Origin of the sequence: Blastococcus colisei, from assembly GCF_006717095.1 — a bacterium.
Taxonomy (GTDB): domain Bacteria; phylum Actinomycetota; class Actinomycetes; order Mycobacteriales; family Geodermatophilaceae; genus Blastococcus_B; species Blastococcus_B colisei.
Genome location: NZ_VFQE01000001.1, coordinates 2813793 through 2828656, shown reverse-complemented (window position 1 = coordinate 2828656; position 14864 = coordinate 2813793). Strand labels below are relative to the sequence as shown.

9 protein-coding genes are annotated in these 14864 nt (G+C 73.7%); 8 read left to right on the top strand and 1 reads right to left on the bottom strand.

The genetic code is table 11. The annotated features are described in order from the left end of the window. Positions 1 to 104: 104 nt before the first annotated feature. The 8 genes from FHU33_RS13430 (at position 105) to FHU33_RS13395 (ending at position 14066) form a co-directional block, all read left to right on the top strand. Positions 105 to 296, top strand: a complete 192-nt coding sequence (locus FHU33_RS13430) for a hypothetical protein (RefSeq protein ID WP_142025792.1) — start codon at positions 105 to 107, stop codon at positions 294 to 296. 121 nt (positions 297 to 417) lie between these two features. Next, positions 418 to 3642 (top strand): DUF2968 domain-containing protein, encoded by a 3225-nt coding sequence (locus tag FHU33_RS13425; protein ID WP_142025791.1) that lies wholly within the window; start codon positions 418 to 420, stop codon positions 3640 to 3642. Positions 3643 to 3879: 237 nt separating this feature from the next. After that, on the top strand, positions 3880 to 4344 hold the full coding sequence (locus FHU33_RS26395) for an AAA family ATPase (RefSeq protein ID WP_142025790.1): 465 nt from the start codon (positions 3880 to 3882) through the stop codon (positions 4342 to 4344). Between the two features lie 39 nt (positions 4345 to 4383). Then, positions 4384 to 6588 (top strand): helix-turn-helix domain-containing protein, encoded by a 2205-nt coding sequence (locus FHU33_RS13415; protein ID WP_142025789.1) that lies wholly within the window; start codon positions 4384 to 4386, stop codon positions 6586 to 6588. A gap of 449 nt (positions 6589 to 7037) precedes the next feature. Continuing rightward, positions 7038 to 7223: a hypothetical protein gene (locus FHU33_RS13410; RefSeq protein ID WP_142025788.1), complete on the top strand. Its 186-nt coding sequence runs from the start codon at positions 7038 to 7040 to the stop codon at positions 7221 to 7223. A 368-nt stretch (positions 7224 to 7591) separates the two neighbouring features. After that, positions 7592 to 7783, top strand: a complete 192-nt coding sequence (locus FHU33_RS13405; RefSeq protein ID WP_142025787.1) for a hypothetical protein — start codon at positions 7592 to 7594, stop codon at positions 7781 to 7783. A gap of 102 nt (positions 7784 to 7885) precedes the next feature. Then, positions 7886 to 11110 (top strand): hypothetical protein, encoded by a 3225-nt coding sequence (locus FHU33_RS13400; protein WP_142025786.1) that lies wholly within the window; start codon positions 7886 to 7888, stop codon positions 11108 to 11110. Positions 11111 to 11360: 250 nt separating this feature from the next. Further along, entirely contained in the window at positions 11361 to 14066 is a 2706-nt protein-coding gene (locus FHU33_RS13395; protein ID WP_142025785.1) for a helix-turn-helix transcriptional regulator, read from the top strand. Positions 14067 to 14113: 47 nt separating this feature from the next. Here FHU33_RS13395 and bldD read toward each other — a convergent pair whose 3' ends face one another. Then, complete coding sequence (gene bldD, locus FHU33_RS13390; protein ID WP_081788280.1) at positions 14114 to 14668, bottom strand: transcriptional regulator BldD; 555 nt, start codon at positions 14666 to 14668, stop codon at positions 14114 to 14116. Positions 14669 to 14864 lie beyond the last annotated feature (196 nt).

Here is a 14864-nt window from a genome sequence, read left to right as displayed (position 1 = left end):
TGTCCGGGGCCGGCCGGCCACGCAGAGCTCGTACAGGTGTCACGGGCCCGCCCGTGACTCCTCGCTCCGCAGTCCACACCACAACCGATGCTGAGGGGAATCCCATGTTCGAGGACCAGCAGGTCGAGCTCCTTCCGCCGCGCACCACCATGAAGAAGTGGGGTCGTAGCACCAACATCCAGAGCGGCAACCTCGCCGTGGCGGCAGCCGTCAACTACGGCAACGTCAACGTGTTCGGCAGCCAGCTCAACGTCGCCGTGGCCGAGGCCGCGGCCGGCAGCAACTTCTTCGGCTGATGCAGGCGGTGTGGTCGTCTCCCGACGCTGCACCGTCATCCGAGGTGACAGGGAGGGGCGGTCGGTCCCCGGCCGCCCCTCTCTCGTCTGCTCCTGAGTCCGAGCGGGTGAGGTGTCGGACGTGACCAGCGTGGCGGAGCGCGGCGCCGTGCCGCAGCCTGCCGGCGACGCGGACGGCGTTCATCGGCTGGCGCCGGGCACGGAGTTGCTCGGTGAGTACCGCGACTCGGCCTACGAGGAGCCGAAGTTCCTGGTCCAGCGGTCGGACGGCCAGGCCATGCAGCTGCCCCGCCTTCTCTACCAGGTGGCGTGCTCACTGGACGGCCGCCGGGACGACGAGATCGCCGCTGTCCTGAGCAGGGAGTCGGGCGCTGACCTGACCGCGGACGAGGTGGCGTTCCTGATCGAGGAGCGACTTCGTCCGGTGGGCGTCGTCGCCCCGGACCGGACTGCCCCCGACGATCCGCAGGACCGGGCGGCCGACATCCCACTGCCGGTCCGGTCGGACCTCCTGCTCGCGCTGCGATACCGGGTGGGCGTGATCCCGGCCGAAGTCGTCTGGCGCATCGCCGGGCTCTTCCAGCCGCTGTTCCGCCGGCCCGTCTGGACCCTCCTCCTCGCGGCTTTCGTCGCGGTGGACGCCTGGATCCTCCTCCGGGGCGACCTGGTGGACCGGATGGTCGCCGGCCTGGGGGAGATGGGCCGTCGGCCCGGCCTCCTCCTCGTCATCCTCGGACTCACGGTGCTCTCCGGAGTCCTCCACGAGTTCGGCCACGTGGGCGCCTGCCGCTACGGCGGTGCCCGACCCGGCGACATCGGCGTGGGGTTGTACCTGGTGTGGCCGGCCTTCTACAGCACGGTCACCGACAGCTACCGCCTCGACCGGGTGGGCCGGCTGCGCACCGACCTGGGCGGGCTGTACATCGACGCGATCTTCATGGCGGGCCTCGGGCTGGTCCACCTCCATACGGGAGAGCCCTGGCTGCTGCTCGCGCTCCTCGGGATGCACGTCGAGGCGGCCTGGCAGCTCCTCCCCAGTCTGCGGCTGGACGGCTACTACATCCTCGGCGACCTCGTCGGCGTGCCGGACCTGTTCAGCTACGTCAAGCCGGCGCTGCTCAGCGTGCTGCCGGGGCGTCCGACGCACCCGGCAGTGCGCGAGCTCAAGCCGCGGGCGCGGCGGATCATCGTCCTGTGGGTGGTGGCGGTCGTGCCGACGCTGCTCTTCTGGCTGGCCTTCTTCGCCGTCGCGCTGCCCCGACTCCTGCCGGCTGCCTGGCAGGCGCTGCTGAACTACCTGCAGGTGGTCGACCGCGCCGCTCGGGACGGCAACATCGTGACCACGGTGCTGGGAGTCACCGAGCTCCTGTTCCTGCTGCTGCCCTGGGCCGGCGGTGTCATGGCCCTCTGGATGCTGGTCGACGTGGTCGGCCGCCGGCTCGCGGACCGCTCGGGACTGGCCCGGCTCCGCCCGGACACGAGGGCGGCGGTGCGCCGTCTGGCGAGCCTGGCCGGCCTCGTCACCGTCGGCGCTCTCCTCCTCGTGCGGGTCGTCCACACAGCGTCGTCGCGTCCCGCGACGCCGGATGAGACGACGCTGACCGACAGCGCGCTGGCCGAGGTGCGCGGGCACGACGGTGACTTCGCTCCCGGGTGGAGGGACTGGCTTCTCCGCGAGCAGCTCGTGCTGTTCGCCCGTGGGACGGGGGCCTTCGATCGGCACGCCACCGTGGTCGCCGGCGCCCGGGAGATCGCCGTGCTGGCCTGCGCGGTGCTGGTCGTCTGCCTCGTCGCTCTCGTCGGCATGCGCCGACTGCCACCGCTGGCGGTCGGCGTGCCGCTCGTGGCGATCCTCGCGATGGGACCGGCTGTCACGATGCTGGCCACGGTCGGTTCGGGCACGGTGGGCGTCGCCTGGGCGGCGGTCGGCGTGCTGCTCGTGGCGTGCACCCGGCGCAGGGGCGTGGCAGCGGTCGGGACGGTCGCGATCGCGGTGGGGGCCGCCACGGAGCCACTCCTCGCCGTTCCGCTGGCGGCCGCCATCGCGGTGCTGCTGCTGGCCAGGACAGGGCATCCGGCCGGCCGGCACGAGACGCCCGGGCACGCCGCGGCAGATCACCGGGGGCCGCGTGACCTCTGGCGCAGGATCGCCGCGTCGGCCTCCTCGGACAGGGCGGGGCACGCCAGGCATGCCGAGTCGACGTCGGCGCCGGGGAACCCCCGGAGGTGGCTCGCGGTTGCCGTGGTCCTGCCGTTGGGCGCAGGCGCCGCGACCCTCGGGGCTGCCGCCGCCGGTAGCCCCCTCGACGGTTCCGAGCGCATGGTTCTCCTGCTCACCGCCACCGTCGTCGTCCTCGGCGGCCTGGTGCTGCGGTCCCTGTGGCCGCTGCGGCCCTTCGCCGCGGCGGCTGGGTCGGCGACCGTGCTGGCGGTGCTGCCGTGGCCGGCGTCGGGCGACGCTCTCGCCCTGGCGGTGGTCACCTCGGGACTGCTCGCGGTGCTCATGACCGCGGCGTTCCTCCGTCGGCCGGTCGCGAACAGGCCTCACCCGCTGCACCGTGCCGCCGTCGCCGTACCGGCCGCGCTCCTCATCCTGGCCGGAACTCTCTTCCTCCCCGTTGCGGCCCCCGTGCCACCACACGCGGCGCTCGCCTCCTGGATCTCGGCACCGGACGGGCCGACGGGCACGGTGGCGGTCCCGGCGGGCCTGTGGGGTGACCTCGTGCGGAACGGCGTGCCTCCGTCCCGCCTCGTCCGTGCGGGCACCGACGCCGACGCGGACTGGACGGTCGTGGTCGGCGCCCCCGGGCCGGGCACGCAGCCCGCCGCTACGTTCGCCGGCGGCGGGACCGCCCTGACGGTGGAGATGTCCGCCCGGGCCCGGTCCGAGGCGATCGCGCGGGCCCGGGCCGACCAGCGCGCCGAGGTTGCGGCCCGTGACCAGGAGGCGGTCCAGGAACAGCTCGTCGTCCTGCAGGCGGAGCAGGATGCCGCGCGACGTTCGCTCGGCGGCCTGCTCGCGGAGCGGCCCGGTTTCGTGGGGTCGCCGCATGTGCTGGGTGCGCTTCGTGACGGCAGTGTGGACATGCGGGTCCTCGTGGTTCTGGCTTCCCTGACGCACGAGTACGCGGTCACCGTTGCCGACGTGCCCGTCGCCGTCGGGGACGATCCTGCGCTGCCCCGGCGTCATCTCCTGATCACCTCCCTCGGTTACGCCCCGGTCGCACGCCCCGAGGTCGTCGCCGCCCTGACCCAGCGGCTCACCGCCTGGGCGCCGGGAATCGCTCCCTCCGAGGTGACCCCGGGTCCGGAGGGGGTCCTGGTCGCGTGGCCGCCGGGTGCGTGACGCCCCGCCCACCGCCGGTGAGGACCCGACGGCGGCTGGTGTCAGCCGCCACCTGTCGTGAGGGCTGACGTCGGCCCCGTATCCGGACGCTTCCGTTCCGAAGTAGCGTGCCCGGGCGAGCGCTCTGGCTGGGCGAGGGGGAGACGGCCGTGACGGAGCAGGTGGTGTGCCCCAGGGCGTGCGGCGGGCCCCGCTGCGGAGTGCCGACGGTCCGCATGCGGGGAAGGCGTCGGGCTGATGCGGCCTGACCGCTGGCCGTTGGTCGGGCGTGACCAGGAGAGTGCGGCCGTCGCAGATGCGCTGGATGCCCGTCCCAGCCGCAGTGTCGTCGTCACGGGGCCGGCCGGTGTCGGTCGGACGCGACTCGCGCGGGAGGCCTTGCGTCGCGCCGAGGCGTCGCACCGACCGACGCGATGGGCGGTGGGAAGCGCCGCAGCCGGCCGGATACCGCTCGGTGCGCTGACCCACCTCCTCCCGGCCGCGGACGCTGCCACGGACCCTGTCGTCCTGCTCCAGCGCGCTACTCACGCCATCGGCGGGGACGGATCGGAGGCACCTCCGGTGCTGGGTGTCGACGACGTGCACCTCCTGGACGCGCTGTCGATCACCCTGCTCCACCACCTGGCCGTCACAGGTGCGGCCACCCTGGTCCTCACGGTTCGAACCGACCCGGTCGCAGCAGACCCCACGACACCCCTCTAGAAGGACGGTCTGGCCAAGCGGTTGGAGTTGCATCCCCTCGTGCGTGCGGACCTCGAGCGTCTCTCCGGGATGGTTCTCGACGGCGACGTGGAGACCCGCACGAGCGAGGCGTTGTGGCGCCTGAGCCAAGGCACGCCGCTGTACTTCCGGGAACTGGTGGAAGACGGCCTGCAGACCGGACGGCTCCGCGTCGACCGGGGTCTGTGGCGGTGGGACGGCCCGATGACACCGTCGGAGCGATTGAGGCACATCGTCCTCATGCAGATCGGTGAGCTCGATGCCGGTGAGTGGAAGGCCCTCGACGCGCTCGCCACCGGGGAGGCGGCGAGCGTCCAGGAGGTGGTCGACCTCGCCGGCCAGGACGCCGTCGCCCGGCTGGAACGCCGCGGGCTGATCACCGTCGCCGACCCCGGCGGCTCGACCGGGGTGCAGGTGTCGCACCCGCTGCACGCCGAAGTCGTCCGCTGCCGGGCATCCCCAGCCGGACTGAGGCTCCTCGGAACACGGCTCATCGACGGGAACCGGCACGCCGCGTCGCCCGAGGAGCTGCTGCGAAGGCCGTCCGTGGACTGGGACAGCGACGCCCCGGCGCCGGGTCCGCCACTCCTCGTGCAGGCCGCCCGGCGAGCGATCGCGATGTCCGACCATCCCCGGGCCGAGTGGTTGGCACGCACCGCCATCCGTGCAGGAGGGGGGGCCGAGGCCTACCTCCCCCTGTTCCAGGCAACCTACTGGCGAGGCGATCTGGAGGCCGGTGAGCAGCTGGCGATCGAGGGGACGCGCCTCGCCGTCACGGAGGAGGACCGAGTGCGGCTGACCGCCGCCCGTGCGCTCACTCTCTTCTGCGGATGGGGGCGGGCCCGGGATGCAGCGGCTCTCCTCGCCCACGTGGCCGGCACTGTCGGGGGAGACGAGGACCGGGCGGTCCTCGCGGCCACCGAGGCGCTCCTGGCGGTCCTCGGCGGTGATCCCACGCGTGGAGTCCGGCAGGCCACGGCCGTGCTCGGCTCGGACACCGGTGGCGGCGTCGCCGGGCCGCTGGCAGCAGCCGCTGCCGCGACGGGACTCGCCATGATCGGGGAGACCGGGCGTGCCCTCGCCACCGCGCGCGCCGGTTGGGAGGCGCTCGGGGGGCTGCCCGAGGTGACCGAGCCGGGCTTCGCGCGTATCGCCCTCGCGCAGGCGGAGATCATGGCGCTGCACCTCGGGGGGCAGTTCCTGGAACTCGACCGCCGCGCGACCGAGTTGCACCGGCGCAACCTGGCTCTCCCGGAGTGGGCGGGGGACGCCGTCGCCTGCCTCCACCGCGGGTGGGCAGCGCTGGCGTGCGGCCGACCACGGCCGGCGATGCGGTGGCTCAACGAGGCGTTCCTCGGCTTCGAGCGACTCGATCCGACCGGCATGCGGCGGATCTGCGTCGCGCTGCTGGCGAGGGCGAAGGCCCTCTCCGGCGACGTGGCCGGCGCGAAGGAGCTCCTCTGCGTCGTCGATCGAACTCCTCAGCCGGCCATCACTGCCTTCGACCCGGACGTGCACCTGTCCCGCGCCTGGGTCGCCGCGGCGGAGGGCCGGACCGCCGACGCGGGCCGGCTGGCCCTCGGGGCGGCGCGACTCGCCGCCGAGCACGGGCAGTGGGCGGTCGAGGCGGCCATGCTCCACAGCGCGCTGAGCTTCGATCGAGCAGCGGAGGTCGTGGACCGGTTACGGGACCTGGCCGAGCGCCTCGACTCACCGCTGGGGGTGCACTTCGCGGCGTATGCCGAGGCCACCGTCGCGCGCTCGGCCGATCGGCTGAGCACCGTCAGTCGTGCCTTCGAGCAGGCGAGCGCCCTGCTGCCCGCCGCGGACGCCGCTGCGCAGGCCGCTGCCGTGCACGAGCGCGCCGGCGACCGGCGAGCGGCGGCATCGGCGGCAACGAGGGCCATGGCCCTGGCACGGGAGGGCGGCCTCGTCAAGACGCCGGCCCTGGGTGCTCTCTCTCCGCCGGACTTGACGGCGCGCGAGGGGGAGGTGGCCCGGTTCGCCAGCCGGGGCCTCACCAACCTGGAGATCGCCGACCGGCTCGTGCTGTCGGTCCGCACCGTCGAGGCGCACCTGGCGCACGTCTACAGCAAGCTCGGCATCAGAGGCCGCCCCGAGCTCTTCGATGCCCTGGACAGGCGCGCGGCCCCGCTACCTCGGCGGGATCCGGAGGTCGACGGCGCAGGTGTCGCCCGCATCGGGCGGAACGTCGTTGACCGCTGACCGTGGAGGACCGAGGGTTCCTCGCACTGGCAGGGAACGCCCCCAGGCGGCCGTCCCGGTCGGCGGACGACGGCGTTCCCGGCGCGATCCGCCGCGGGAAGCACTTCCCGACCGGACGAACCGGGTGCTGGTGGCGGATCGTGCCGGTCGCCGGGGACCCCGGGCGGCACCCCGGTCCCCGGGTTCGGGGAATCCGTACCTGGCCGCTCTGCTGCGTACCGGCGCCGTGCGCTCGCAGTAGTGATCCGGGTGAGGCCTCGGCACGCTGTGGTGGGTTTAGGTGCTCTCCACCGTTGCCCGCGTTTCCGGGACCGGCAGACACTTCCGAGGTCGATTCCGGACCGCGGCCGGAACCGGCGCCCACGGAGCGAGCGGGAAGGCCGGACGACGACCGCTGTCGTCGTTCTTCCTGGCGGACCCCATCCCAGTACCGATCCTGAGGAGACACCATGTTCGAGGATCAGCAGGTCGAGCTGCTGCCGGCACGCACCACGATGGACACGTGGGGCGGCTACACCTCACAGAGCTACAACACCGCGGTGGCCGCAGCCGTGAACCACGGCAACGTCAACCTGTACGGGTTCCAGGCCAACGAGGCCTTTGCCGCGGCCGCGGCCGGCAGCAACTTCGGCTGACGGATCGATCCCGGCCACCGGTTCCCGGTGGCCGGGACGGGGAGGGGCGGTCGGGACCCGACCGCCCCTCCTTTCCGTTCGTGCACTGCGGCGCGGGCGTCCCGAGGTCAGTAGCCGGTGCTCTCCCTACGTACAGCGGCCCCGGCCGGACGTGGTGATCCGGGCGGGAGGTAGGGATCGAAGCCCGGCGGGTTAGGTGCCGCCCACCGTTGTCCGGCCTACCGGGACCGGCAGACACTTCCGCCGTCGACTTCGGACCGCGGCCCGATCTCGGCAGCCCACGGGGCGAGCGGGACAGGCTCGGCGGGAGGCCCCCGTCGTCCTCCCCGTGGCGGATCCCCGGCATACCGATCCCTGAGGAGAGCACCATGTTCGAGGACCAGAAGGTCGAGCTACTGCCCGCGCGCACCACGATGGACTCGTGGGGCGGCTACACCAGCCAGAGCGGCAACCTGGCCATCGCCGTCGCCGTGAATGCCGGCAACATCAACGTCGGTGGTGACCAGCTCAACAGCGCGTTCGCCGCGGCCGCCGCCGGCAGCAACTTCTACGGCGGCTGAGCCCGGTCGCTGGATCGCTGACGCGCAGCGCCCGGCGTCGCACGGAGGGGCGGCCGGACACGGCCGCCCCTCCTCGTGTCCGGAGTTCCGTTCGAGGAGGGGGTGCCCGGGGTGCGTGTGGCGGACAGCGACGTCCTGACGCCCTCGACGGCGGGCGCTTTCCCCGTGCACCGCCTGGCGGAGGGCATCGAGCTCCTCGGGGAGTACAAGGACTCGGCCTACCAGGAACCCAAGTACCTGGTCCAGCGGGCCGACGGGCAGGCGATGCAACTGCCCGGACTCCTCTACCGCGTGGCGTGCTCCCTCGACGGCACGCGCGACGACGGGGAGGTCGCGGCGCAGGTCGGGGCGGAGCTGGAGCAGCACCTCACGGCCGAACAGGTCTCCTTCCTCGTGGAGGAGCGGCTGCGGCCCGTCGGGTTGATCGCGCCCGACCGCGGCTCCCAGCGCACTGCCGAGGACGGAACGACCGTGGCCCCGACCCCGACTCCGGCCCCCGTCCGGTCGGACCCCCTGCTCGCCCTGCGCTACCGGGTCGGGGTGATCTCCGCCGGTGTGGCATGGCGCATCGCCGGATTCTTCCGGGTCCTGTTCGTCCGGCCGGTCTGGATCGGGCTCCTGACTGCGTTCGTCGTCACCGACCTCTGGATCGTCGCGCAGGGGGACGTCGTGGGCCGCATGGTGGCCGGCGTCCGTGACATAGCGCTGCACCCCACGTTGATCCTCGCGATCCTGGGCCTCGGCATCGTGGCGTCCGCCGTCCACGAGTGCGGCCACGTCACCGCCTGCCGGTACGGCGGGGCCCGCCCGGGCGACATCGGCGTCGGCCTCTACCTGGTCTGGCCGGCCTTCTACAGCACGGTCACCGACAGCTACCGACTGGACCGCGTCGGGCGGCTGCGGACGGATCTGGGTGGCGTCTACTTCAACGCCGTCTTCATGCTCGGGCTGGGCCTGGTGTACATCGGCACGGGCGAGCCGTGGCTGCTCCTCGCGCTCATCGGGAAGCACGTCGAGACGGCCTGGCAGTTCCTGCCCCTGCTCCGGATGGATGGCTACTACGTCCTCGCCGACCTGCTCGGTGTCCCCGACCTGTTCGGGTACGTCAGGCCGGTGCTCGGGAGCCTCCTTCCCTGGCGCCCGGCGCACCCGCTGATGCGTCAGCTCAAGCCGCGGGCCCGGCGACTGGTCCTGCTCTGGGTCGTGGTGGTGGTCCCGGTGCTGACCCTGTACCTGGTGGCCTTCCTCATCGCGGTGCCCCGGCTCCTGCCCGCGGCCTGGGAGGCGACCCTGGAGTACCTCCGGCGCCTGGACGCAGCGGCGCGGACCGGTGACGTCGCCGTCACCACGCTGGGCGTCTTCCAGCTCCTGCTCCTGGCCCTGCCCTGGATCGGCGTCGGCTTGATCCTCTGGTCACTGGCGGGCCTCCTCCACCGGGTTCTCGCCGCGCGCTGGCGGTGGGCGCGGATGAGCGTCGCCGGGCAGCCGGCCGTGCGTCGTGCAGTGGCACTCACGGCGTTGGGTGCCCTCGGTGCGTTGCTCGTCGCGCGGGTAGCCGCCGTCGCGTCGGCGCACCCCGCCACGACGGGGGAGGCGCGGTTCGTCGCCGGCGCGCTCGCCGCGGTGCGGGGCATCGACGGCGGCCCGACGGTCGGACCGGGGGAGTGGCCGGCACGTGAGCAGCTGGTCGGCTACGCCGCCCTGACGGGGGCCTTCGACCGCCACGCCACGGTGCTCACCGGTGGCCGGGAACCGGCCGTCGTCGCGTCGGGCGTCGTCGTGATCTGCGTGCTGGTGCTCGTGGCCACGCGCCGGTTGCGACCGCTCGCCGTGGCCGTGCCCCTGGCCGCGACCGTGGCCATGGGCCCGGCAGTGACGGCCTTGGCCACGGCCGGGCCCTCCCTCCTCGGGGCCGCGTGGGCCGCAGGCGGCGCGCTGACAGTGGCCTTGGTGCGCCGTCGGCCGGCGATGCTCCTCGGGGCCTTCGCGATCGCGGTCGGGGTGGTCACCGAGCCCCTGCTCGCGGTGCCGCTGGCCGCCGGCCTCGCCGCCGTCCTCACCCACGGCCAGCCGGGCACGGGACGGCCACGACGGTCGGTCGCACCGGTGCCGGCGAACGGCACCGCCGCGCATCCGGCGCACCCGGTCACCGGTCGGCGGTACACGACCGTGCGGGGACGGAGCGGGATGGCGGATCCCGCGGTGTGGCTCGCGATGGCCCTGCTGCTCGCAGTCGGCGCATTCGGCGCCTTCGGTGCGGTGCCGGCGGGAAGGTCCCGGGACCTGTCCCTGGACGGGTCGGAGCGGACCGTGCTCCTCCTGGCCGTCGGGCTGGTGGTCGTCGTCGGGCTCGTCGTCCGCTGGCTCCGGCCGCACGCCATGGCCGCTGCGACGCTGGTGGTCCTGGCGGTGCTGCCGTGGAGGGGGGCCGAGGGGGCCCTCCTGCTGGCGGTCGTGGCGGCCGCCGGCCTGGCGGCCCTCGTCACCGACGCGCTCGCGCGCGGACGTCCGGAGGAACGGCCGCACCCACTGCTGCGCGTCGCCGTGGCCGTCCCCGCGGTGGTCGTGATCGTGGTGGGCGGGTTGTTCCTCCCTGTGGCCGCCGGAGGCCTGCCGCACCGGGAGCTGGCCGCCTGGATCACCGGGCCCGCCTCCACGGGCGGCACCGTCGCCGTGCCCGTCCGTCTGTGGGGAGACCTCCTCCGCGACGGCGTCCCCGAGGATCGGCTGGTCCTCACCACGGCGCCGGACGCGGCCGCAGCGATCTGGACGGTGGAGGTCGGCGATGTCGGCGGCGTGACCGGCGCGGCGGCCGGCTTCGGCGCCGGAGCCACGTCGCTGACGGTCCTGCCGCTCCCGCCGGCCGAGATGCGACATCGCATGGCGGCGGTGGAGCGGCACGCCGCCGAGGCGGCGGCCGGGCGGCACGCGGCAGGGCCCGCGGTCGTGGCGCAGCAGAGGCTGGGCAGGCTTCTCGCCTCCAGTCCCCGCTTGCTCGCGGAGCCCGACGTCCTGACCGCACTCCGGAACGGCAGCGTGGATGCCCGGGTCCTCGTGGTGCTCGCCGGGCTGACCGTGGAACACACCGTCGAGGTCGCGGCGGTGCCCACCGGGAGCGGGGAGGACCCGGGCGCTGGTCCCCGCCACGAGATCGTGGTGACCCGGCTGGACGGCCGCTCGGCGGACCGGCCCGAGGTCGTCGCCGTCCTGACGGAATGGCTGCAGGCGCAGCCAACACCCTTTGCGCCGTCCGTGGTCACAGCCGGGCCGTCGGGAGTGTCCGTCGGCTGGTCGCCCCCTGCGCCCGTTCCAGCCACCGGCTGGTGACCGACAGGCCACGCTCGGTCAGGAATCGACGAGCGGACGGGTGTGTTCCTGTACGAATTCGTACCGCTGTGGTCGCGTCACCCCCGGTGATCTCCCCACCTCATTAGGGTCCGCCGCACGGGCTCGCGGATGGGGTCCCGGGGGGAGCGGTTGTGGTCACCGAGCGCGAGATGACGCGTCTGCAGAGAGGGACCGGTCAGCGACGTGGTCGGCGTCCACCTCGTGGGCCGACGGACACCCTGAGCTCCTGATGGACCAGGGGCGCTGGGCACTGGTCGGCCGGGACGCCGCCTGCGCGGCGATCGCCTCCGCGCTGGAGGACGAGCCACCCCGCAGCCTCGTCATCGTGGGGCCGGCCGGGGTGGGACGGACGCGGCTTGCCCGCGAGGCCCTGTCCCTGGCCCAGCGCGCGGGGCAGCCGACACGGTGGGCCCGAGGAACGGGTGCGGCGGCGTTCGTCCCTCTGGGTGCGCTGGCGCACCTCCTGGCGACCATCGACGTCTCCTCGGACGCGCTCGTGCTGCTCCAACGAGCGGCACACGCCATCGCTGGCGACGGATCCGGCCCCGTGCCGGTCCTCGGCGTCGACGACGTGCACCTCCTGGACCCACTGTCGGTCACCCTGCTGCACCAGTTGGCTGCCAGTGGCGCGGTCACGCTCGTGCTGTCCGTACGCACCGGGAACGCCACGCCGGACCCCGCCGCGCCCCTGTGGAAGGACGGGCTGGCCACGCGGATCGAGCTGCAGCCGCTGCGACGGTCCGACACGGAGCGGCTGATCAGCCAGGCGCTGGGCGGGGACGTCGAGACGCGGACCGGTGAGCGGCTCTGGCGGCTGAGCCAGGGGAGCCCTCTGTTCCTCCGGGAGCTCCTCGAGGACGGCGTGCGCACCGGACGGTTGGGGAGTTCCTGCGGGTTGTGGCGCTGGGAGGGGCCCGTGGTCCCGTCAGGACGCCTGACCGAGATCGTCCTCGCGCAGCTCGGGCACCTGGACGCCACCGAGTGGAGGGCGCTCGAGGTGCTGGCGACCGCTGAACCGGTGAGCGTCCACCAGCTCGCCGCGCTGAGCAGTCCGGAAGCGGTCGCCTCCCTGGCGCGCCGCGGTGTAGTCACGGACGCCGAGGGCGGATCCGGTGCGGTCCGTGCCGGCCATCCGCTGTACGTGGAGGTGGTTCGCAGCCAGGCTCCCGCGGCGGCCATGTGCTTCATCCAGCGCCGGCTCGCCGAGGAACGGACCGGGAACGGGCTCGATGGTCAGCTGGTGCGCCGGTGCGTCGCCCTGCTCGACAGCGGTGTGTCGGCACCGGACGCCCCCATGCTGGCAGAGGCTGCCCGGCGCGCGAACGCCATGCTGGACCACGCTGCGGCCGAAAGGCTGGCGCGTGCCGGCATCGACGCGGGTGCGAACCCACGGGCCCACCTCGAGCTCGTCGATGCCTCCCGGTGGCTGGGCCGACCGGAGCGGAGCGTCCAGCTCGCGATCGAGGCGACGCGGGTGGTCGCCACGGAGTACGACCGCGCCCGGCTGACCGCGGCGCGGGCGCTGACGCTCTTCTGTGGCCTGCGACGGGGCGAGGACGCCGCTGCCGCGCTCCGCGAGGCGGCCGCCACCGTCGGTTCGGAAGAAGCTCGTGCGGTGTTGGCGGCGGCCGAGGCGGTCCTGGCGTTCCTCGGCGGGGACCCCGAGCGCGCCGTGCGACTGGCCACGCCCGTGCTGTCCTCGGGCGGGCACGGCGATGCCTCCCGTCCCCTGGCCGCCGCGGCCGCGGCCGCGGGGCTGGCCGTGACCGGTCGCACCACAGAGGCGCTCGCGACCACCAGCGCGGGATGGGCGGCCCTCCGTTCCGAGAGGGAGTGCGTCGAAGCTGCGTTCGCGCGCGTGGTCCTGGCTCAGGCGGAGGTCATGGCGCTCCACCTGACCGGGCGCATCCACGACCTGGAACGTCGCGCGGCGGAACTGCATCGCAGCAACCTCATGGCGCCGGAATGGGCCGGAGACGCCATCGCCTGCCTGCACCGCGGGTGGGCGGCACTGGCCGGCGGCCGGATACGCCCGGCGACCCGTTGGCTCGTCGAGGCCCTCGGCGGTCTTCGGCGGGGTGACCCGGTCGGCCTGGAAGGGCTCTGCCGTCAGCTGCTCGCGATGGCCAAGGCGCTCAGCGGTGACCGCCCCGGCGCCCGGGAGCTCCTGGGCGACCTGGGCAGCACCCCATCTGGGCCGGTCAGGGTGTTCGACCCCCAGGCCCGTCTCGCCCAGGCATGGCTGGCGGGTGCGGAGAACCGCAGCGCGGACGCCGGCTGCCTCGTCCTCGATGCCGCGGCCCTCGCCGCTCGACAAGGGCAGTCGGCCGTCGAGGCGATCGTCCTGCACTGTGCCCTGCGCTACGGGCGTGCCGCCGAGGTCGTGGAGAGGCTGCGAGATCTCGCCGAGCGGCTCGACTCGCCCTTCGTGGTCGATCTCGCAGCACACGCCGAGGCAGTCGCCGTCGGAGCCGGGGATCGACTCGACGCCATCGGCCACCGTTTCGAGGGGGCCGGAGCGCTGTTGTTCGCCGCGGACGCCGCGGCGGAGGCGGCTGCTGCGCACGAACGGGCGGGAGACCGGCGTGCGGCGGCGGTCTCCCGCGCGAGGGCGGCGGCCCTTGCGCGGGGTTGCGGCCTGGCTGACACGCCCGCGCTCGACCTCCTGGCTCCTCCCGCGCTGACCTCGCGGGAGGAGGAGGTGGCCCGGCTCGCCGTCCAGGGCTTGAGCAACCAGGAGATCGCCCATCAGCTGGTGGTGTCGGTGCGGACGGTCGAGGCCCATCTGGCGCACGTCTACACGAAGTTCGGGATCAAGGGGCGCGCCGATCTCCGTACGACCCTGACGATGGCGGAGTGGGCGCTGGTGAGGGGGCGTCCGACTCCGGGGGGACCCGCGCCGAGGCCCCTGCCGAGTGATCTGCTCGGTCTGTGACGCCGCAGGGCCCGATGCCCTCGGCAGCAGCCCCTCGCCGGCGAGTCTCAGCGGGGGGAGCGGCGGCGCTCCCAGTTCGGGTCGAGCTCCTCGTCGTCGTCATCGGGACCGCCGAAGCCGACGACGCTCTCCATGCCGGGGGAGAGGACGCCCCACTCGATGAGCCGGGTGGTCAGCTCGTCGGGGCTCATGTCGTAGATGATCGCCAGCGACTTGAGGTCCTCCGCGCGGATCGACAGCACCTTGCCGTTGTAGTCGTGCCGCTGCGCCTGGATGGTCGAGGCGTAGCGGGCGAGCGGGCCGGCCTCGTCGGCGGGCAGCGAGCCCAGCGACTCCAGGTTCAGCACGATCTTGGTGCTGGAGGTGACGGCCGAGCTGGGACGCGGGTCGGGCAGCAGCTCGGAGACGGGCACGCCGTAGAAGACGGCGAGCTCGGACAGGCGCTGGACGGTGACGGCGCGGTCGCCGCGCTCGTAGGAGCCGACGACGACTGCCTTCCAGCGGCCGTGCGACTTGTCCTCCACTCCCTGCAGGGACAGGCCCTGCTGGTTGCGGATGGCGCGGAGGCGGGCGCCGAGGGCCCGTGAGTAGTCGGTGCTCATCGCTGTCTGCTCACTGTCCGTCGTCTCGGAAAGGTCCTGTTGGTCACTGAGCGTACTGGTCGGCGAGGCCGTGCAACACCCGGACGCTCCACACGAGTAAGTGAGCGCCGGGGCACGCAGTGTGAGCCATTGCGGCCCTGACCTGGCATGGAACGGGCGGCGGCGACCATGGCACAGGCGCTGGAGGCGGCGTCCG

Bases quoted from the DNA above. Each gene is read 5' to 3' on its own strand.
- FHU33_RS13430 (WP_142025792.1), top strand. From the start codon at position 105: ATGTTCGAGGACCAGCAGGTCGAGCTCCTTCCGCCGCGCACCACCATG.
- FHU33_RS26395 (WP_142025790.1), top strand. From the start codon at position 3,880: ATGCGGCCTGACCGCTGGCCGTTGGTCGGGCGTGACCAGGAGAGTGCG.
- FHU33_RS13410 (WP_142025788.1), top strand. From the start codon at position 7,038: ATGTTCGAGGATCAGCAGGTCGAGCTGCTGCCGGCACGCACCACGATG.
- FHU33_RS13405 (WP_142025787.1), top strand. From the start codon at position 7,592: ATGTTCGAGGACCAGAAGGTCGAGCTACTGCCCGCGCGCACCACGATG.
- FHU33_RS13395 (WP_142025785.1), top strand. From the start codon at position 11,361: ATGGACCAGGGGCGCTGGGCACTGGTCGGCCGGGACGCCGCCTGCGCG.
- bldD (WP_081788280.1), bottom strand. From the start codon at position 14,668: ATGAGCACCGACTACTCACGGGCCCTCGGCGCCCGCCTCCGCGCCATC.